This window comes from Methylobacterium sp. P3_A11 (assembly GCF_056403155.1).
Genome location: NZ_JBFUGA010000009.1, coordinates 38,449 through 55,363, shown reverse-complemented (window position 1 = coordinate 55,363; position 16,915 = coordinate 38,449). Strand labels below are relative to the sequence as shown.

At 70.4% G+C, this 16,915-nt stretch carries 18 protein-coding genes; 5 read left to right on the top strand and 13 right to left on the bottom strand.

Translation table 11 applies throughout. The annotated features are described in order from the left end of the window. Positions 1 to 28 precede the first annotated feature (28 nt). From AC1DXK_RS04845 to AC1DXK_RS04835, 3 genes are all read left to right on the top strand, one after another. Complete coding sequence (locus AC1DXK_RS04845) at positions 29 to 1,051, top strand: GlxA family transcriptional regulator (protein WP_457106230.1); 1,023 nt, start codon at positions 29 to 31, stop codon at positions 1,049 to 1,051. A 71-nt stretch (positions 1,052 to 1,122) separates the two neighbouring features. Then, complete coding sequence (locus tag AC1DXK_RS04840; protein WP_457106275.1) at positions 1,123 to 1,464, top strand: ATP-binding cassette domain-containing protein; 342 nt, start codon at positions 1,123 to 1,125, stop codon at positions 1,462 to 1,464. Further along, on the top strand, positions 1,419 to 2,975 hold the full coding sequence (locus AC1DXK_RS04835) for an amidase (protein WP_477297039.1): 1,557 nt from the start codon (positions 1,419 to 1,421) through the stop codon (positions 2,973 to 2,975). The genes AC1DXK_RS04840 and AC1DXK_RS04835 overlap by 46 nt, the downstream gene beginning before the upstream one ends. Positions 2,976 to 3,002: 27 nt before the next feature. Here AC1DXK_RS04835 and eutC read toward each other — a convergent pair whose 3' ends face one another. From eutC to uraH, 13 genes are all read right to left on the bottom strand, one after another. Next, complete coding sequence (gene eutC / locus AC1DXK_RS04830; RefSeq protein ID WP_457106232.1) at positions 3,003 to 3,788, bottom strand: ethanolamine ammonia-lyase subunit EutC; 786 nt, start codon at positions 3,786 to 3,788, stop codon at positions 3,003 to 3,005. After that, a complete protein-coding gene (locus AC1DXK_RS04825) occupies positions 3,785 to 5,188 on the bottom strand; it encodes an ethanolamine ammonia-lyase subunit EutB (protein WP_457106233.1) in 1,404 nt (467 codons plus the stop codon). Before AC1DXK_RS04825 ends, eutC begins: the two co-directional genes overlap by 4 nt. A 109-nt stretch (positions 5,189 to 5,297) precedes the next feature. Continuing rightward, positions 5,298 to 5,996 (bottom strand): L,D-transpeptidase, encoded by a 699-nt coding sequence (locus AC1DXK_RS04820; RefSeq protein ID WP_457106234.1) that lies wholly within the window; start codon positions 5,994 to 5,996, stop codon positions 5,298 to 5,300. Positions 5,997 to 6,256: 260 nt separating this feature from the next. Then, positions 6,257 to 7,018, bottom strand: coding sequence for an SDR family NAD(P)-dependent oxidoreductase (locus tag AC1DXK_RS04815; RefSeq protein ID WP_457106235.1), 762 nt, complete (start codon positions 7,016 to 7,018; stop codon positions 6,257 to 6,259). Positions 7,019 to 7,039: 21 nt separating this feature from the next. Further along, positions 7,040 to 8,032, bottom strand: coding sequence for an acetamidase/formamidase family protein (locus tag AC1DXK_RS04810; RefSeq protein ID WP_457106236.1), 993 nt, complete (start codon positions 8,030 to 8,032; stop codon positions 7,040 to 7,042). Positions 8,033 to 8,065: 33 nt separating this feature from the next. Continuing rightward, the gene (locus AC1DXK_RS04805; RefSeq protein WP_457106237.1) at positions 8,066 to 8,776 is read right to left on the bottom strand and encodes an ABC transporter ATP-binding protein; all 711 of its coding nucleotides are present in this window, start codon (positions 8,774 to 8,776) and stop codon (positions 8,066 to 8,068) included. After that, positions 8,769 to 9,515 (bottom strand): ABC transporter ATP-binding protein, encoded by a 747-nt coding sequence (locus tag AC1DXK_RS04800; RefSeq protein ID WP_457106238.1) that lies wholly within the window; start codon positions 9,513 to 9,515, stop codon positions 8,769 to 8,771. Before AC1DXK_RS04800 ends, AC1DXK_RS04805 begins: the two co-directional genes overlap by 8 nt. Then, complete coding sequence (locus AC1DXK_RS04795) at positions 9,512 to 10,558, bottom strand: branched-chain amino acid ABC transporter permease (RefSeq protein WP_457106239.1); 1,047 nt, start codon at positions 10,556 to 10,558, stop codon at positions 9,512 to 9,514. The genes AC1DXK_RS04800 and AC1DXK_RS04795 overlap by 4 nt, the downstream gene beginning before the upstream one ends. A gap of 22 nt (positions 10,559 to 10,580) precedes the next feature. Continuing rightward, the gene (locus AC1DXK_RS04790) at positions 10,581 to 11,453 is read right to left on the bottom strand and encodes an ABC transporter permease subunit (protein WP_457106240.1); all 873 of its coding nucleotides are present in this window, start codon (positions 11,451 to 11,453) and stop codon (positions 10,581 to 10,583) included. Between the two features lie 171 nt (positions 11,454 to 11,624). Further along, positions 11,625 to 12,872, bottom strand: a complete 1,248-nt coding sequence (locus tag AC1DXK_RS04785; protein ID WP_457106241.1) for an urea ABC transporter substrate-binding protein — start codon at positions 12,870 to 12,872, stop codon at positions 11,625 to 11,627. 35 nt (positions 12,873 to 12,907) lie between these two features. Beyond that, complete coding sequence (locus AC1DXK_RS04780; RefSeq protein ID WP_457106242.1) at positions 12,908 to 13,549, bottom strand: ANTAR domain-containing response regulator; 642 nt, start codon at positions 13,547 to 13,549, stop codon at positions 12,908 to 12,910. Continuing rightward, positions 13,546 to 14,700, bottom strand: coding sequence for a transporter substrate-binding domain-containing protein (locus tag AC1DXK_RS04775; RefSeq protein ID WP_457106243.1), 1,155 nt, complete (start codon positions 14,698 to 14,700; stop codon positions 13,546 to 13,548). Before AC1DXK_RS04775 ends, AC1DXK_RS04780 begins: the two co-directional genes overlap by 4 nt. Before the next feature lie 254 nt (positions 14,701 to 14,954). Beyond that, a complete protein-coding gene (uraH, locus tag AC1DXK_RS04770; protein ID WP_457106244.1) occupies positions 14,955 to 15,308 on the bottom strand; it encodes a hydroxyisourate hydrolase in 354 nt (117 codons plus the stop codon). Between the two features lie 380 nt (positions 15,309 to 15,688). Between uraH and AC1DXK_RS04765 the strand changes: the two genes are divergently transcribed. Then, positions 15,689 to 16,114: a hypothetical protein gene (locus AC1DXK_RS04765; RefSeq protein WP_457106245.1), complete on the top strand. Its 426-nt coding sequence runs from the start codon at positions 15,689 to 15,691 to the stop codon at positions 16,112 to 16,114. Between the two features lie 150 nt (positions 16,115 to 16,264). Then, a complete protein-coding gene (locus tag AC1DXK_RS04760; RefSeq protein WP_457106246.1) occupies positions 16,265 to 16,882 on the top strand; it encodes a glutathione S-transferase family protein in 618 nt (205 codons plus the stop codon). The last annotated feature ends 33 nt before the right edge of the window (positions 16,883 to 16,915 follow it).

Here is a 16,915-nt window from a genome sequence, read left to right as displayed (position 1 = left end):
TGACCCGATGAGACGCCAGACACCCCAGATGCGTGATGCCGACCGCCCGGCGCCGGGCGACACGCTGCAGGAGATCGGCTTCATCCTCGTTCCGGGTTTCGCGCTGATGTCGTTCGCGTCGGCCTGCGAGCCGTTCCGGGCGGCCAACGATCTCGCGGGACTCCCCCTCTACCGGCTGCGCTATTTCGGTGAGGGCGGGGGTCGGGTGGCCTCGTCGTCCGGAACCGAGGTTCCCATCGAGGATCTGCCCCGCACCCGCGGGCATCTTCATACGGTCTTCGTCTGCGCCGGTGGCGAGCCGACCGGCTGGGACCGGCCCGTGATCCACGCCGCCCTGCGGCGGCTCGCCCGCTTCGGTGTCCGCATCGGCGGCATCTCGGGCGGCCCCTACCTGATGGCCGCCGCGGGATTGCTGTCTGACCGCGCATTCACGGTCCACTGGGAATATGCGGGTGCCACCGTGGAGGCGTTCCCGGATGCGCGCCTGAAACGGGCGCGGTTCGTCGCCGACGTCGATCGCCCGACCTGCGGCGGCGGCGTCGCGCCCCTCGACATGGCTCACACGCTGATCGCCGAACGCCTGGGGCCAGCCTTCGCGCGCCGCGTCTCCGACTGGTTCCTGCATACGGCGGTCGGGGCCGCGGACGATCCGCAGCGTGCATCCGCGGTCGAACGCTACGGCGTCCACCATCCGGCTCTGCTGGCGGTCATCGAGACGATGGAGAAGACGGTCGAGGCGCCGCTCGGCCGCCAAGCCATGGCACGTCTCGCCTCGGTCAGCCCGCGTCACCTCGACCGCCTGTTCCTCGAGAAGCGCGGACTGAGCTTCTCAGCCCAGTACAGGGCCATCCGCCTCGCCCATGGCCGGCGGCTGCTGCGCCAGAGTCCACTCAGGATCGGTGAGATCGCGACGGCCTGCGGCTTCGCGAGCACGGCCCATTTCTCACGGTGCTACCGATCGCATTTCCGCTGCAGCCCCTCTTCCGAACGCTCCCGAGGCGGTCAGGTCGCGCACGCGCAAGACGCGGTGTCGGCTCCGGAACACGCCTGAGAGCGACTGTCCCCCGCTGAGCCTCTGACCGGTCAGCTGCCTCCTGTCGAAGCGGGTGAGCGGACGAGACCATCGCGGAGAACCACGCCACCGTCCCCCGGCTCAAGGCCTCTCTCGACAGGCCCGGAAGCGCCCTCTCGGGCGGCGCATGGCAAGTGCCGGCGCTGGCCCGCTGTCTGTGCAGCGCGCCGACCATTCTCCTGCCCGACGAGCCGACGGAGGGAATCCTGATCCTGCAGACGGGGGTCATCAAACGCGAGGTCCCGACCGAAGTCACCCGCGACCGCTCGCTGATCGACGCGTTCGTCGGTATGACCGGAGCCGCCACCGCAATCCTTTTCTCCCTGGCCAAACCCGGAGCTCTCCGATGGATGCCGCCCCGATCGACGCGCCCGACCTCGCCGGGATGCTGACCGAGATGACCGTGGCCGACGTTCAGGCTGCCTTCGCCCGGGGCGTGACGGCCGAGGCCCTGACCCGGGCCTTCCTGGCGCGGATCGAAGACCTCAACCCGCGCTACAACGCGATGATATTCCTGAACCCGCACGCCCTCGAGGAGGCGCGGACGATCGACCGGCGCCGGGCCGCGGGCGAGCCGCTGGGACCGCTGGCGGGCGTGCCGGTGGCGATCAAGGACAYGATGGACGTCGCCGGCCTGCCCACCACCGCTGGCTGGCACTTCCTCTGCGCCAAAGCGGGGGGCGTCGACCTGATGCCCGCGACGGACGCGCCCGTGGTTGAGCGCATGCGCGCGGCGGGCTGCGTCATCCTCGGCAAAACCAACGTGCCCGTCCTCAGCGCCACGGGCAGCCACGCCAACGACAGCTGGGCAGGCCCGACGCTCAACGCCATGGCGCCGGACCTCCTGCCCGGCGGGTCGAGCGCCGGCACCGCTACCGCCGTCGCCGCCAGCCTCGCGGTGCTGGGGCTCGCCGAGGAAACCGGCGGCTCGATCCAGAATCCCGCCTCGGCGCAGGGCCTCGTCGGCATCAAGCCGACCTTCGCCCTGGTGCCCAATACCGGCGTGGTCCCCCTCGCCGGAAGCACCCGCGACGTGGTCGGACCGATCGCCCGCTGCGTGCGCGACGCCGCGCTGACACTGGATGCCCTGGCGGGCTACACGGCCGGCGACCCGAAGACCGTGGCCGGGATCGGCCGCCGTCCGAAGGGGGGCTACGCCGCCGGGCTCTCCGGGACGGCCCTGCGGGGCAAGCGCCTCGGCCTCTACGGACCGGGCTGGCGCGATCGCGCCCTGTCCCCCGAGACGACCCGGCTCTACGCCCGGGCGCAGGGCGAGATCGCGGGGCGAGGCGCCACCCTGGTGGCCGATCCGTTCGCCGGCAGCGGCTTCGCCGCGCTCGGTCAGCCCGTCGCGGGCCTCGACCATTACGATGCCCGAGGCATCGAGAGCGTGCCGTTCGACCTTCACCTCTATCTGCAACGGCTCGGCCCGCAGGCCGCGTACCGGTCCTTCGCCGCGTTCGCCGCAGCCACGAAGGCGGAGGACCCGTTCGCGCCGGGCGGCGTGCTCGACTGGATGAACCAGGTTCCAGCCTTCGCGCCCTGCCTCGCCGACCCGCTCGCCCCGCCCGACCTGTCGGATTTCCTGGCGGCACGCGAGCGCTACCTGGAGATCTTCACGGACGTGATGACGGAGCACCGTCTCGACGCCCTGGTCTTCCCGCAGACCCGGGACGCGGTACCGGCCCTGCACGGATCGGAGCCGATCCACGAGACGACCGTGTGCGAAATCAACATCGCCGGCCTTCCGGGCGTGGTCGTCCCGGCCGGCCGCTACGTCTCGGGCTCGCCCTTCTGCCTGATCTTCGTCGGGCCGCTCTGGAGCGAGGCCGGCCTCCTCGCGCTGGCTTACGACTACGAGCAGGCGACCCGCTACCGTCAGGCCCCCGCTCTCCCGGCCTGACGCCCCGCGCCGCCGGCCCGGCGGGACCTATCCTGCCGGAAGGGACGGCGCCGGCGGCGCGACGAGGCTCTCCCGGCGCAGGCCGACGCCGCTCGTGCCCTGCGCCAGCATCGCCCGCAGCAAGGCGTCCATCTGATCGGCGGCCGCCTCGATCGCGAGCCCGTCCTGACGGATGTTCGAGATGCAGTTGCGCCGGGAATCGGGCAGGCCCGGCTGCGGACCGAATGTGATGTAGCAGCCCAGGCTGTCGGAGGCCGACAGACCTGGCCGCTCGCCGATCAGCACGACGACGCAGCGCGCCCCGAGGCGAGCGCCGACGGAATCGCCGATCGCCACCCGTCCCTGCCGCGCGACCACGACGGGGGCGAGGCTCCAGCCGGCCCGGCGCACCCGCGCGGCGAGCGCGGCGGCGGCCGGCACGGCGTTGAGAGCGACCGCCGTGGCCGAAAGGCCGTCCGCGATGACGATGGCGACGTCGGAACCCCGTTCGAGCCCGTCGAGGGCCGCCGCCGAGTCCGGGTGAAGCGTCCGGCCCCGGTCAGGCCGGCGCAGGTACTCGGCCCGATCGACCACGTTGGATCGGACCTCCACGGCGTCGAGACCCTGTTCCCGGAGGCCGTCGCGGATCGCGTCCGTGTCGAGGGGGGTCCAGACCGCCTCGCGGGCACGGGCATGGTCGAGGCCGAAGGCGAGCGCCGCCCCGGTCGGCAGACCGGCGCCGTGCGCGCCCAGGGCGATGCGGGCCTGGGTCAAGGCGCGCAGGTCACGCAGCGACGGCGCCCTGGCGCGGGTGGGCTCGGCGGGTTCGCTCATGCCGCCCGTCCGGGCAGGAGCCGGGACGCGGCGGCGAGGGCCTCGGGCAGTTCACCCGCCGCACCGGCGAGCCGGCCCTGCGCGTCCGTGATGCGGACGTCGCGCAGCCACGCCTCGAATTCCGGAGCCGGCGGCCGTCCGAGGGTCTCGCGGGCGAAGACTGCATCGTGATGGGACAGGGACTGGTAGTTCAGCATCACGTCGTCCGCTCCCGGCACGGTGATGACGAAATTGACGCCGGCCGCGCAGAGCAGGGTCAGGAGCGCGTCCATATCCTCGCCATCGGCATCGGCATGGTTGGTGTAGCAGACGTCCACACCCATCGGCAGGCCCAGCAGCTTGCCGCAGAAATGGTCCTCCAGTCCGGCCCGGATGATCTGCTTGCCGTTGTAGAGGTATTCGGGGCCGATGAAGCCGACGACCGTATTGACGAGCAAGGGATCGAACTCCCGCGCCACGGCGTAGGCACGCGCCTCCATGGTCTGCTGGTCGACGCCCCAATGGGCGTCCGCCGAGAGGGCCGAGCCCTGGCCGGTCTCGAAATACATGACCTGCCCGCCCGCCGGGCAGCGGCCCAGCGCCCGCGCCGCCGCGGAGGCTTCGCGCAGGAGGTCGAGGTCCACGCCGAACCCGGCATTGGCTTTCTGCGAGCCTGCGACCGATTGGAACACCAAGTCCACCGGGGCACCCTGGGCCATCGCCTCGATGGCGACGGTGACGTGGCCGAGGCAGCAATGCTGGGTCGGAACGCCGAGGCGCAGGCGCAGCGTCTCGAGGAGTTCGACGATCCGGATGTAGTCCGGCAGCGAATCGGTGGCCGGGTTCACGCCGATCACCGCGTCGCCCGAGCCCATCAGCAGACCGTCGAGGGCCGAGATCAGGATGCCTTCCGATGAATCGGTCGGATGGTTAGGCTGGTTGCGGGTCGCGAGGCGGCCGGGCAGGCCGATCGTGGAGCGGAAGCGCGTCACCACCGGCCGCTTGGCGGCGATGGCGACGAGGTCCTGCAGCCGGCAGATCTTGGAGACCGCGGCGACCATCTCCGGCGTGAGGCCGGGCGACAGGGCGGCGAGCGCCTGCGCGTCGGCGGCGGGGGAGAGCAGCCACTCGCGGAAGGCGCCGACCGTCAGGGAGGAGACCGGCGCGAAGGCACCCGCGTCGTGCCGGCGGGCGATGAGGTCGGAGACCTCGTCCTCCTCAGAGGGGATCAGCTCCTCGGCCAGGAAGGTCTTCAGCGGCAGGTCCGCCAGCGCGATCTGCGCGGCCAGACGCTCCACCGGCCCCTCCGCGCAGAGGCCGGCGAGCTGGTCGCCCGACCGCTCCGGCGTGGCCTTGGCGAGGAGGCTGCGCAAGTCGGGAAAGGTGAAGCGTGTGCCTTCGATCGTCGACGCATAGGCCATGGCGGGCACTCCCGGCGCGCTGTCGGACGTCAGGTAGCCCGATCGTGCCGGATTTCGAGTCCGCCGGGGAGCGGGGACGGCGCCCGCCCCGCGCGGACCTTGCCCGCCCTCAGGCCGGCAGCACGACCACCTTCGTCTTCACCGGAGTCCGGGCGTAGAGGTGGATCATGTCCTGGCTGAGCAGGCCGACGCAGCCGCTGGTGATGCCCGTGCCGATCGATTCGGCGTCGCTGCTCGCGTAGATCGTGTACAGCGTGTAGGCGCCGTTCTGGTAGAGATGGAGCGTGCGGGCGCCGAGCGGGTTGTCGAGGCCGCCGGGCATGCCGCGGGCGTATTTCGCGGCCTCGGGCTGGCGGCGGATCATCTCCTTGGGTGGGGTCCAGGTCGCCCATTCGGACTTGCGGCCGACATAGGCGTCGCCGTTCCACAGGAAGCCCTGACGGCCGACATTGGCGCCGTAGCGCGTGGCGGCGCCATCGCCCTCGATGCGGTAGACGTAGTAGTTGGCGGGATCGACCACGATCGTGCCGGGCGCCTCCGACGAGGCGTACTGGACGGTCCGTCGATAGTATTTCGGGTTGACCTTGCTGACGTCGACCGCCGGGATCGGGAACTTCTCGTTTGGCATCGGCCCGTAGGTCTTCGCCGCCTCGGCCATGAGCAGGGTGTCGGTCGTCCCGCACCCGCCGAGCGAGAGGGCGCCGATCCCGAGGGCCGAGCCGGCCAGGAACGATCGGCGGCTGAGAATCCCCGCCTCGCGCCGCGCCTGCCCGTCGAGGCCACCGACCATGCGATCGTCCGTCATCATCGCCCTGGACTTCCCTGTCCTGCAGCCCGGCGCGGCCACGCGACGTGTCCCCGTCGCGCGAACGGCCAAGCTTGAGAGTGCCGCGTGCCAGCGCGCGCGGCAAGCTTGTCTTTACAGAGTCGAGAGCGGCCGAAATGCGTCGCAAGTGTGGTGGGTCCTCGCGATCTCCGGACTTGGTTGCTGAACGACCGTGCTGAATGAGCCGAGTGTGCTTCGGACGTCGCAGGCGTCCCGGCGCGGGGCGAGGCCGGTCGGCGGCGTCAGAACTGCACGCCGCGGGTCAGGCTGCCGTCCACCACGAGGTTGGTGCCGGTGATGAAGCTCGCGGCCGGGCTCGCCAGGAAGACGGCCGCGCGGGCCACCTCCTCCGGCCGCGCCATGCGTCCGGTCGGGTTCAGCCGGAGCGCCTCGGCGAACAGCGCCGGGTTGCCGGTCTCGATCTGGTGCCAGACGCCGCCCGCGAAGTAGGTGTTTCCGGGGGAGACCGAGTTGGCGCGAATGTTCCGGGGCGCGAGCTGGAAGGCCAACCCCTGCGCGTAGTGGATCAGCGCCGCCTTGAAGGCGCCGTAGGGACCGGCCGCGAAGTCGATCTCGCGCCCGGAGACGCTGGAGATGACGACGATCGCGCCGGCCTCGGAGCGTTCGAGGAACGGCATCGCCGCCTCGACCGCCGACACGGTGCCCATCATGTCGACGGCGAAGCCGCTGCGCCACGCCGCCTCGTCGCTGCCGACCGCCAGGGCGCTCACGTTCGGCACCACGATGTCGAGGCCGCCGAGTTCCTCCGCGGCCTCGGCGATCCAGCCGCGCAGGGCGGCGGAATCGGCGACGTCGAGGGCGCGCCCGGTCGCCGCCACGCCCTTCGCGCGCAGGGCGTCGACCTTGGCGGCGACCTCCGCGGCGTTGCGGGCGCAGAGGGCGACGGACGCCCCCTCGTCCGCCAGCAGGTCCACGATCGCCGCGCCGATCCCCTTGGTGCCGCCGGTCACCAGCGCCCGGCGGCCTCTGAGCCCGAGATCCATGCCATCCTCCTTCGTCGCCGGTCAGGCGTGGGCGATCGCCTTCGTGATCGAGGCGCCGAGCGTGTATTTCGGATCGACCATGTTGCCGAGCCGCACGCGCCCGCACTGCGTGAGCAGCATGTAGGCGTCGATCTCGTCGAAGCCGAAATCGGCCGCGAGCCAGCGGATCAGCTCCCGGTAGGCGATGCGCGCGGCGTCCTCCATCGGGCGGGACGAGCCGATCGTCATGTAGAAGTCTTCGGTCTCGAGCCGCGGCCAGCGGAAGGTCCAGCCCTTGATCAGGTCGATCTGCACCGTCGTGTGGGTGGGGTGCTCCACCGCGACGCCGCAGAGCTCGCCGTCGCCCTGCGCGGCGTGGCAGTCGCCGAGGTAGAGGAGCGCGCCCTTGGCATTCACCGGCAGGTAGATCACCGCGCCGACGCCGACGTCCGGCAGGTCCATGTTGCCGCCGTAGTAGTCCGGCTGCAGCGAGGAGATCGCCTCGATCTCCGGCGAGGTGCCGATCGTGCCGATGAACGGCTGGTAGGGCAGCGTGATCCGGTCGTTCCAGCGCACGCCGTGCTCGGCCGTGACCTCGAGCTTGCGCACCCGCTCGGGGAGCGGCGGATTGAGGAGCGCGGTGTCGCCGGTGGCGACGAGGCCGCCGAATTCCGGCATGATCAGCGTCGTGCCGCAGGGCTGCGGGCCGCGCGGCCGGATCGAGCGGATCGCCACCGCGAGGCAGTCGCCCTTCTCGGCGCCGTTGACGTAGATCGGCCCATTCTGCGGGTTGAGGTAGGGGAAGTTCAGGATCTGCGTCGGGCTGTCGGTCTCGTGGCGGATCTTGCCCTCGAAGGCGTCGTGGGTCTCGACGGTGACGACGGCGCCGGGATCGACGGTCAGCACCGGCTCGGCGAAGGGGCCGTAAACGTAGTGATAGCGGCCCTGCTCGGCCTCGGTGATCGTGTGCTCCCGGCCGGGCTTGCCGCCGGCGACACCCTTGCGGGCCATGATGGACTGGTCGAGCCACTGCATGGTCGTCTCTCCCTTGGTTGTCGGACTTTGTTCTCAGACGGCGAGGTGGCGCCGCACGAGGTCGCGGTCGTCGAGGTCCCGGGCCGTCAGCTCCGCGACGATCCGGCCCTTGTCCATGACGTAGCTGCGCTGGGCCATGGCGCGGATCAGGTCGAGGTTCTGCTCCACGAACACGATCGTCACCCCGGTGCGGCGGTTGAGATCGACCAGGGTGCGGCCGATCTGCTGCACCACCGAGGGCTGGATGCCCTCGGAGGGCTCGTCGAGCAGGATCAGCGCGGGTCCGCCGACGAGGACGCGGCCGATGGCGAGCTGCTGCTGCTGCCCGCCCGAGAGCGTCCCCGCCCGCTGCCCGCGCCGCTCCCGCAGGATCGGGAACGGCCCGAAGGCGCGCTCGTAATCCGGCCGCTCGCCCTTCGGCAGCAGCGACGCGCCGACCGTCAGGTTGTCGGCGACGCTCATGCGCGGGAACACGTCGCGGCCCTGGGGAACGTAGCCGATGCCGAGGCGGGCGCGCCGGTGGGCGGCGAGCCCCTCCACGGCCGCGCCGCGGAACGCGATGCCACCCGCGGAGGCGGGCAAGAGCCCGACGAGGCTGCGCATCAGCGTCGACTTGCCGACGCCATTGCGGCCGATCACCGCCACGATCTCGCCGGGCCGGACCGCGAGGTCGACGCCCTGCAGCACGGGCTTGCCGCCGTAGCCGGCGCGCAGGCCGGTCGTCGCGAGGAGCGGCTCAGGCATCGGCGACGCTCCGCAGCGGCGGCGCGTCCGCCTCCCCGAGATAGATCGCGGCGACCCGCTCGTCCGCGATGATCGCGTCGGTGGTCCCCTGGGCGAAGATGCGCCCGACATGGAGCACGGTCACCCGCTGGGCGATCTGCCGGACAAAAGCCATGTCGTGCTCGATAGCCAGCACCGCGACGCCGTCGCGGTTGAGCGCCTGCACCATTTCGCCGGTGGCGAAGGTCTCGTCCGGCGACATCCCGGCGGTGGGCTCGTCGAGGAGGAGCAGGCGTGGCCTGAGGCTGATCGCCATGCCGATCTCCAGCCACTGCTTCTGCCCGTGGCTGAGGTTGCCGGCGCGGTCGGAGGCCGCCGCACCGAGGTTGAGGAAGGCGAGCAGCCGGCGGATCTCGGCGCCGAGCGAGGCGCCCTCCAGGTGGTGCTGCAGCGCGATCTCCAGGTTGTGGGCGACCGACAGGCTCGGGAAGATGCCCGGCACCTGGAACTTGACGCTCATGCCCCGCCGGATCCGCGCGAAGGGCTTGAGCGCGGTGATGTCCTCGCCGGCGTAGAGGATCTGCCCCCGCTCCGGCGTGTACTCGCCGAGCAGCAAGCGGAAGAAGGTGCTCTTGCCGGCGCCGTTCGGCCCGATCAGGCAGTGGATCTCCCCCGCCGCGAGGGCGAAGTTCACGTCGTTGGTGACGTGCAGTCCGCCGAAATGCTTGCTGAGGGCACGGGTCTCGAGGAGCGGGGTCATCGGCCGGCCTCCCGGCGGCGCAGGCGACCGAGCCGGCGCATGGCCGCCACCACGAGGCCGTCAGGCGCCGCCAGCACCACCACGACGAGGAGCAGGCCCATCACCACGAGGGCATACTGGCTGCCGTAGATCGTCAGCGCCTGGAAGCCGCCGAGCACCACGAGGGTGCCGATGAGCGTGGCCGTCAGGTCGCCGCGGCCGCCGACCGCGACCCAGATCACCGGCAGCGCGGCGGCGGTCAGCCCCATGCTGGAGGGCGTGATGTACTGGCCCCAGGCGGTGTAGAGCGTGCCGCTCAGCCCCGCGAGGGCCGAGCCGATCACGAAGGCGGCGAGCTGGTAGCGCCGCACGTCGTAGCCGAGCATCTCGGCCCGTTCCGGGTTCTCGCGGATCGCCACCAGCACGTTGCCGAACCGGGCGTTCACCAGGATGCGCAGCGCGAGGTAAACGACGATCAGGAGAGCCAGCAGCCCGTAGTAGAGGGCGACGTCGGGAAACAGCACGACGTCGCCGTCGAGCCACGGCACGGTCAGGGGCGGCATGCCGCTCATGCCGTTGTAGCCGTTGAGCCGCGCCGCGCCGATCTTCCATTCCGGGCCGGCGGTCTGCGCCATGAAGCGCTCCAGTGCGAGCGTCACCGACAGGGTGATGATGCCGAGGAAGACCCCGCCGATCCGGCCGAAGAACAGGAAGTAGCCGAGGAGCGCCGCCATGACGGCCGAGAGGGCCACGGCCAGCACCAGCGCCGCCAGGGTGAAGCCGTAGGCGGCGCCGACATTGAGGGTGAGCACCCCGTAGGCGTAGCCGGACAGGCCGAAGAAGGCGGTCTGGCCGAAGCTCAGCGCGCCGCCGTAGCCCCAGATCAGGCACAGGCCGAGCGCCATGAACACCCAGCAGAAGAAGTAGGCCGTGTTGCCGACCGTGTAGCCGTCCGCGAACCACGGGTAGGCGATGGCGGCGGCGATCGCGAGGGCGAAGGCGGTCCAGAAGGCAGGGCCGCGTCCCAGGGTCTGCGGGCCTTCGAGGCGCCGGAGAAGGGTCATCGCCAAAGTCCCCGCCATGGCCTCAGGCCCGCTCGCGCAGGATCAGGCCCGAGATGCCCCGCGGCAGCACCCGGATCACCAGGATCACCGCGAGGAGGAGCCCGATCTGCCCGAAGAGCTGGCCCTGCCAGGTGGTGAGGAGCGCCCGCACCGTGCCGAGCACCAGAGCCGCCGGCGCCGTACCGAGGAAGATGTCGGCGCCCCCCACGACCACGGTCACGAAGGCCTCCATGATGAAGGTCGTCCCCATGGTCGGCACGATCGTCATGGTCGGCGCGTAGAGCCCGCCCGCGAGGCCCGCCAGCGCCGCCCCGAGGCCGAAGGTCAGGGCGTAGACCGTGCGCGTATCGACGCCGAGGGCCTCGGCCATGTGCGGCACCTGGATGGTGGCCCGCGCGAGCGTGCCGAAGCGGGTGGCGTTGAAGGCGAGGTAGAGCCCGGCCAGCACCGCGACGGCGGCGACCATCAGCACCACGCGGTAGGTCGAATAGGAGTAGCCGCCGACCGTGAAGCTGCCGAGCGGCGTGCCGATCCCCGGCATGCTGGAGCCCAGCAGGATCAGCGTGCCCTGCGTCGCCGCGAGGCTGATGCCCCAGGTCGCCACGATCGTGTCCAGGGGTCGCCCGTAGAGGTGGCGGATGACGAGGCGCTCCATCACCATGCCGACGGCCCCGGCGACGAGCGCGCCGGCCAGGATGCCCAGCGGCAGCGGCAGCCCGGCCCGCGTGGTCGCCGCCGTGACGTAGGCCCCGCACATGATGAGTTCGCCGTGCGCGAGGTTGATGACGCCCATCATGCCGAACACCACCGCGAGACCGCAGGCGGAGAGCACGAGGAAGGAGAACGCATCCCCGATCTGGTAGAGGAACGTGAAGGCGTGGGTCAGCAGGTCCATCCGGAGGCCCGATCGTGATGGCTGGGGGCCGGAACCCGGGCTCCGGCGGTGTCGCGTCGTTTCCGGGCCCGGGGCCGCGGCGGCGCGTCTCACGAGCGCGCGCCGGCCCGGTTCAGGCCGCCGCGTCCGCGACGGCGCGTTGCGCGGCGCGCGGACGACCGGCCCGGCGGCTCAGGGCTTCGGCGGGTTGCTCGGCGTGTACTGCGCTATCGGATCCTTCTGGGTCAGGTCGCAGCCGGCCTTCCCGAGCCAGTAGGGCTGGATGTTCTCCCAGGTCTTCGGGAACGAGATCGCGTGCTTCTCGTCGACCTTGGCGAGGTAAATCGTATGGGAGACGTGCTGGCTCTTGGGATCGATGCAGACCTTGCCCTCCGGCGCGTCCACGCAGACGTCGCCCGCCGCGATGACCTTGCGCAGGTCGGCGCGCTTGGTCGAGCCGTTCGCCCGCTCGACCATCTGCTTGTAGAGGTAGACCGCGAGATAGGAGTTCTCGGCCTCCTGGTTGACGTAGGGCTCGTTCGGGAACTTCGCCTTCCACTTGGCGAGGAACGCCTTGCTCGACGGGCTGTCGACCTCCTCGATGTAGTTCGTGGTCACGTACATGTTGGCGAGGCTCGGGGGCTGGAACCGCTTGTGCTCGTAGCCCTGGCCGACATTGACCGACGAGCCCATCGGCACCTTCAGGTTCGCGGCTGCCGCCTGCTCGTAATAGGAGGCCTGCGCGGTCCCGACGAGCAGCGTCATCAGGATGTCGGGCTTGGCCTTCTGGATGTTCTGGATCGTCTGCGAGAACTGCGACACGCCGAGGGGGATGAACTCCTCGCCGACCATCTCGCCGCCGTTCTCTTTGACGATATTGCGCACCCACTCGGCCGAGATCTGACCGAAATTGTAGTCGGCCGCGATCGTGTAGACCCGCTTGCCGAACTTCTCCATCATCCACGGGATCAGCGTCGAGAACTGCTGCTCGGGCACCGCGCCGGTGACGACCATGTGCCCGTCGCAGACGCCGCCCTCGTACTGGTTGTTGTAGAAGGCGAAGCCGTCGAGCTGGTCGACGATCGGCCGGTAGGCCTCGCGCGACGCGCTGGAGAAGCCTGCGAAGACGGCGTTGACCTTGTCGCGCTGGAGTACCCGGCGCATGAATTCCTGATAGCGCGTGTTGTCGGACTGCGTGTCGTAGATCACGAGTTCCAGCTTGCGCCCGGCGATGCCGCCCGCGGCGTTGATCTCGTCCGCGGCGAGCTGGATACCGTGGACCTTTCCGATCGTGGCGATCGCGAAGTCGCCGGACTGATCCTCGAGGACGCCGAGCTTGATCGGGTCGGCGGCCCGAGCCGCCGGTGCGGCCAGGGGTGCGCTCAGGAGCAGGGCGGCCGCCAGGGCGGACAAACGTGGTCCGCGGGAGGGTGTCGGCATCGGGGCGTCCTCGTCTTCGGGGGTTGCTGGGAACTTCACGAGCGGGCGAGGCGCGCGGGCGCGATGGGCGCCGCGATCGGCGGGCGCGCCTGCACCAGGGCTTCGCAATAGGTTTCGAGGGGCTGGCGGGCGCGCATCGCGTCGCGGCGCAGCGCCTCGTAGGCCGCATCGTCGTCGAGGCCGTGCTCGTGCATCACCCGCAGGATCGCCTTGACGACGTGGCGCCGGCCGCGCCGCCGCTCCTCGTGACGCGCGAGGCGCTCCTCGAGGACGCGCCGGCGGTTGTGCTCGTTCACCGCGAGGAACAGGGCCGCATAAACCGAGGCGCCGTGGATCGGCTTGCGCAGCAGCCCGGTGGCGCCGAGCTGGAGCAGGCCCTTGAGGCGGCTCGGAGCCTCCACGCCCACGAGGCCGACCACGGGGACCGGCGGCAGGTCGGAGACGGCGCTCGCCGCGATGCCCGGCAGCGGCAGGTCGCCGTCCACGATGACGATGTGATGCTCGGGATCGAGGATCGCGAAATTGAGCCAGGGCGCGTCACCGGCCGGGAGGACCGAGGCCACGGTGAGCCCGAGCTTCATCAGCGTGCCGGCCAGAACCTCGGTGGCGGTGGTGGGCGGCGCGATCAGCAGGGCGTGCGCGCCGCTGAAATTCTGGATCAGGCGGGGATTGGTCATGGCACCACCCGCAGGTGCGGGCGCCGGCTCACCGGCACCACGCGCGGGTCGCTGCGCACCAGATAGGGGTCGGGCGCCACGGGTTCTGCTGCCTGCGCCACGATGGTGAAGCGGGCGGCTGCCGTCGAGAGTCCGATACGCGGCGTCAGGCAGGCATGCAGGGTCGTCTCGTCGAGGCGCACCCGCCCTTGCGGCGCCTCGAAGTCGCCCGCGCAGGCGGCCCGGCGCACCGCTGTGGCGTCCTCCGTCCCGGCCCGTGCCAGCGCCCGCGCCAGCAGATGGACCGCGAGATACGAGGATTCGGTGTCGGCCGACGCGGTCGGACCTTCGGGAAAGCGCGCCGCATAGGCCGCCGTGAAGGCACGGTTGCGGGGCGTGTCGATCGACGTGAAGTAGACGCTCGAGGACAGGTGCCCCTCGACCGCCTCCGGCCCGAGGGCCTCCAGCTCCGGCTCGGCGAGGCTGCAGCTGGCGACCGGCATCGTCCGCGGCTGGTCGATGCCGCGCGTGCGGCAGGCGCTGCGAAAATCGCGGAAGAACCGGTACGCCGAGGTTCCGATCAGGGTGTTGAACACGAAGTCCGGCCGCGCGGCCAGGATCGCCTCGATCACTTGGTTGAAGGCGGTCTCGCCCACCGCGAAGTAGCGCTCGCCCGCGACCCGGCCTCCCGCGATCGCCAGGGTCTCGCGCAGGATCCGGTTGTTCTCCCACGCCCAGATGTAGTTGGCCCCGACGCAGAACGCCGTCCTGCCGCCCTGGGCGAGCAGGTGCTGCACCAGAGGCACGATGTGCTGGTTCGGTGCCGCTCCCGTATAGATCACGTTCGCGGAGGTCTCGAAGCCTTCGTAATGCGACGGATACCAGAGCAGAGCTTCCCGCTTCTCGAAGATCGGGATGATCTCCTTGCGGCTCGACGACGTGTAGCAGCCCACCACGTGCCGGATCCCCGCGCCGAGGAGCCGTTCGGCGCCGGCGACGTAGCCGGCGAGAACGCCCTGCGGATCGACGAACACCGGCTCGAGGACGACGTCGCCCTGCGCATTCACCTCCTCGACGGCCAGGGTGGCGCCGTTCAGCATCGCCCGCCCGAGAAGGCCATACGGACCGTCCGCGGAGAACAGGATGCCGATCCGGTGATGGCTGTGACCCATGCAATCCTTCAGAACGCAAAAAGCCCGCCAGTGCGTGAGCACTGCGGGCGGCATCGCCAGGACAGTTCGAGATAGATTGGCGCGAAACTGGGCAGCTTTGCCCCACGCCTGAAAACAAGGCTCTTCGGTTATGGCGCCGGTGTCAAGCCCGGGCCGAAGCTTTCGGAAGTCGTGTCCGGCGCGGCCCTCGACCGGGGGCGGCCGAACGGCCGAACGACGGGACGGACCCCGTGTGCGCCGCGGCCGGGGCCGGCTCAGCTGCCGCGGTAGGTGGTGTAGCTCCACGGGGCGATCAGCAGCGGGACGTGATAGCGCCCGTCCGGATCGGAGACCCCGAACCGGACGGGTACGACATCGAGGAACGGCGGCTCCCCGGTCACGCCCGCCCCGGCGAAATAGGCGCCGACATGGAAGGTGAGCTCGTAGATGCCGACCGCCAGTGCCGTGCCTTCGAGCAGCGGGCGGTCGGTGCGCCCGTCGGCATTGGTGACGGCCGACGCAACGAGCTCCGCGGCTCCGCTGGGGGCCAGACGGTTCAGTGCGACGGCGACGCCCGCCGCCGGCCTGCCCGAGGCGGTGTCCAACACGTGGGTCGAGAGATGGCCCATGGCGAAGCTCCTTGCGGGAATGGGGGAACATCGCGTCCGGTGGCCGCGGGGGATGCGGAGGCGGACGCGACACGCGAGACGAGCATGCAAGAACGCGCCCGCGCAACCCGAGAGGGACTGCCAAGTCCCGCACGGGGCGGACGATCCTTCACCGTCAGCCGACCGCCGGCACCGTGTCGCGCACCGCGTCCAGCCAAGCTGGGACGTTCGCGTTGGGCCGATCGGCCTTCGCCGAGGATGGCGGTGCAGGCAGCGCGACCCTGGGCGGATCGGTTCCAAGACCAACCGATGGAGCGATCGTCTTCCATCGAATGCTGTTGCAGGATATCAATATCTCTATCATCATCGATGGTCTAAATTATTGTCTGCATGAGTGATCGATGAATATCTCGTTCGTGCTTGCCGCATCTGCGATTGCCGTCGCGATCGCGACGCCGGCTCAATCCCGCTCCAAGGCGGCGGCTTACCTGATCCAGCAGGAAATCGCGGATGGATGCGAAAGTCGTCACGGCACGATGGACGAGTCCGGAGCTGTAGAACGCGACCTCGACGGTGACGGCTTGCCGGACCTCATCATCGCACACGATGCCATCCGCTGCTCGGGATCGTCCACGCGCAGCCAGAATTGCGGCATGCAGGTCTGCGCGGTGACGTTCTACATGCGGCGGGGTCAGCTCCTGCAAAATGTTCACACCATGCTCGGCGCCGGCATCCGGGTCGGCCCGGAACGGATTCCGAAGGTGCACATGTTTGCCCATGGCGGCAGCCGTGGCTTCGTCCGTTGGAACGGTCACGGCTTTCAGTGACGCGGTCTGGTGAGATCGGCACCACGCACGGATTATTCCGCAAACCGGAATTTTGTACTGTCCAGAACGCGCATTCTGTCAGAAGCGCAGTCGCGGCATCCTGTTCCAACGGCTCGGGGCGAACCCCGACCCCGACGGAGGCCCGCACCCATGAAGCTCTATCACCATCCTCTCTCGGGCCATGCCCACCGCGCGCGCCTGTGCCTGGCGCTGATCGGTGCCCCCCACGAGCTGATCGAGGTCGATCTGAAGGCCGGCGCGCACAAGACGCCGGGCTTCCTCGCGTTGAATCCGTTCGGCCAGGTTCCGGTGCTCGATGACGACGGTACGATCGTGTCCGATTCCAACGCGATCCTCGTCTACGTCGCGAAGCGCCTCGGACGCTCCGATTGGCTGCCCGAAGATCCGCGGGGCGCGGCCGCGGTCCAGCGCTGGCTGTCGGTCGCCGCGGGTGAGATCGCCTATGGTCCGGCCGCGGCACGGCTGATCACGGTCTTCGGGGCCGGATTCCGTCCCGAGGAGGTGATCGCCCGGGCGCATACGCTGCTCGCGCGGATCGAGGCACACCTCGCCGACCGGGACTGGCTGGCGGCCGAGCGGCCGACCATCGCGGACGTGGCGGTCTACAGCTATGTGGCCCGCGCACCGGAGGGCAATGTAGACCTGTCCGGCTACCCGAACGTGCAGGCGTTCCTGCGCCGGACCGAGGGGCTGCCGGGCTTCGTCCCCTTTGCCGAAACCCAGGCCGGCCTCACGGCGGCGGCATGACGGGCGGGTCCGGGCGCGCCCGCGCACCGGACC

Excerpts from the sequence above, each read along its gene's own strand:
- AC1DXK_RS04845 (WP_457106230.1), top strand. The coding sequence starts at position 29 with ATGCGTGATGCCGACCGCCCGGCGCCGGGCGACACGCTGCAGGAGATC.
- eutC (WP_457106232.1), bottom strand. The coding sequence starts at position 3,788 with ATGAGCGAACCCGCCGAGCCCACCCGCGCCAGGGCGCCGTCGCTGCGT.
- AC1DXK_RS04825 (WP_457106233.1), bottom strand. The coding sequence starts at position 5,188 with ATGGCCTATGCGTCGACGATCGAAGGCACACGCTTCACCTTTCCCGAC.
- AC1DXK_RS04820 (WP_457106234.1), bottom strand. The coding sequence starts at position 5,996 with ATGATGACGGACGATCGCATGGTCGGTGGCCTCGACGGGCAGGCGCGG.
- AC1DXK_RS04815 (WP_457106235.1), bottom strand. The coding sequence starts at position 7,018 with ATGGATCTCGGGCTCAGAGGCCGCCGGGCGCTGGTGACCGGCGGCACC.
- AC1DXK_RS04810 (WP_457106236.1), bottom strand. The coding sequence starts at position 8,032 with ATGCAGTGGCTCGACCAGTCCATCATGGCCCGCAAGGGTGTCGCCGGC.
- AC1DXK_RS04805 (WP_457106237.1), bottom strand. The coding sequence starts at position 8,776 with ATGCCTGAGCCGCTCCTCGCGACGACCGGCCTGCGCGCCGGCTACGGC.
- AC1DXK_RS04800 (WP_457106238.1), bottom strand. The coding sequence starts at position 9,515 with ATGACCCCGCTCCTCGAGACCCGTGCCCTCAGCAAGCATTTCGGCGGA.
- AC1DXK_RS04795 (WP_457106239.1), bottom strand. The coding sequence starts at position 10,558 with ATGACCCTTCTCCGGCGCCTCGAAGGCCCGCAGACCCTGGGACGCGGC.
- AC1DXK_RS04790 (WP_457106240.1), bottom strand. The coding sequence starts at position 11,453 with ATGGACCTGCTGACCCACGCCTTCACGTTCCTCTACCAGATCGGGGAT.
- AC1DXK_RS04785 (WP_457106241.1), bottom strand. The coding sequence starts at position 12,872 with ATGCCGACACCCTCCCGCGGACCACGTTTGTCCGCCCTGGCGGCCGCC.
- AC1DXK_RS04780 (WP_457106242.1), bottom strand. The coding sequence starts at position 13,549 with ATGACCAATCCCCGCCTGATCCAGAATTTCAGCGGCGCGCACGCCCTG.
- AC1DXK_RS04775 (WP_457106243.1), bottom strand. The coding sequence starts at position 14,700 with ATGGGTCACAGCCATCACCGGATCGGCATCCTGTTCTCCGCGGACGGT.
- uraH (WP_457106244.1), bottom strand. The coding sequence starts at position 15,308 with ATGGGCCATCTCTCGACCCACGTGTTGGACACCGCCTCGGGCAGGCCG.
- AC1DXK_RS04765 (WP_457106245.1), top strand. The coding sequence starts at position 15,689 with ATGAATATCTCGTTCGTGCTTGCCGCATCTGCGATTGCCGTCGCGATC.
- AC1DXK_RS04760 (WP_457106246.1), top strand. The coding sequence starts at position 16,265 with ATGAAGCTCTATCACCATCCTCTCTCGGGCCATGCCCACCGCGCGCGC.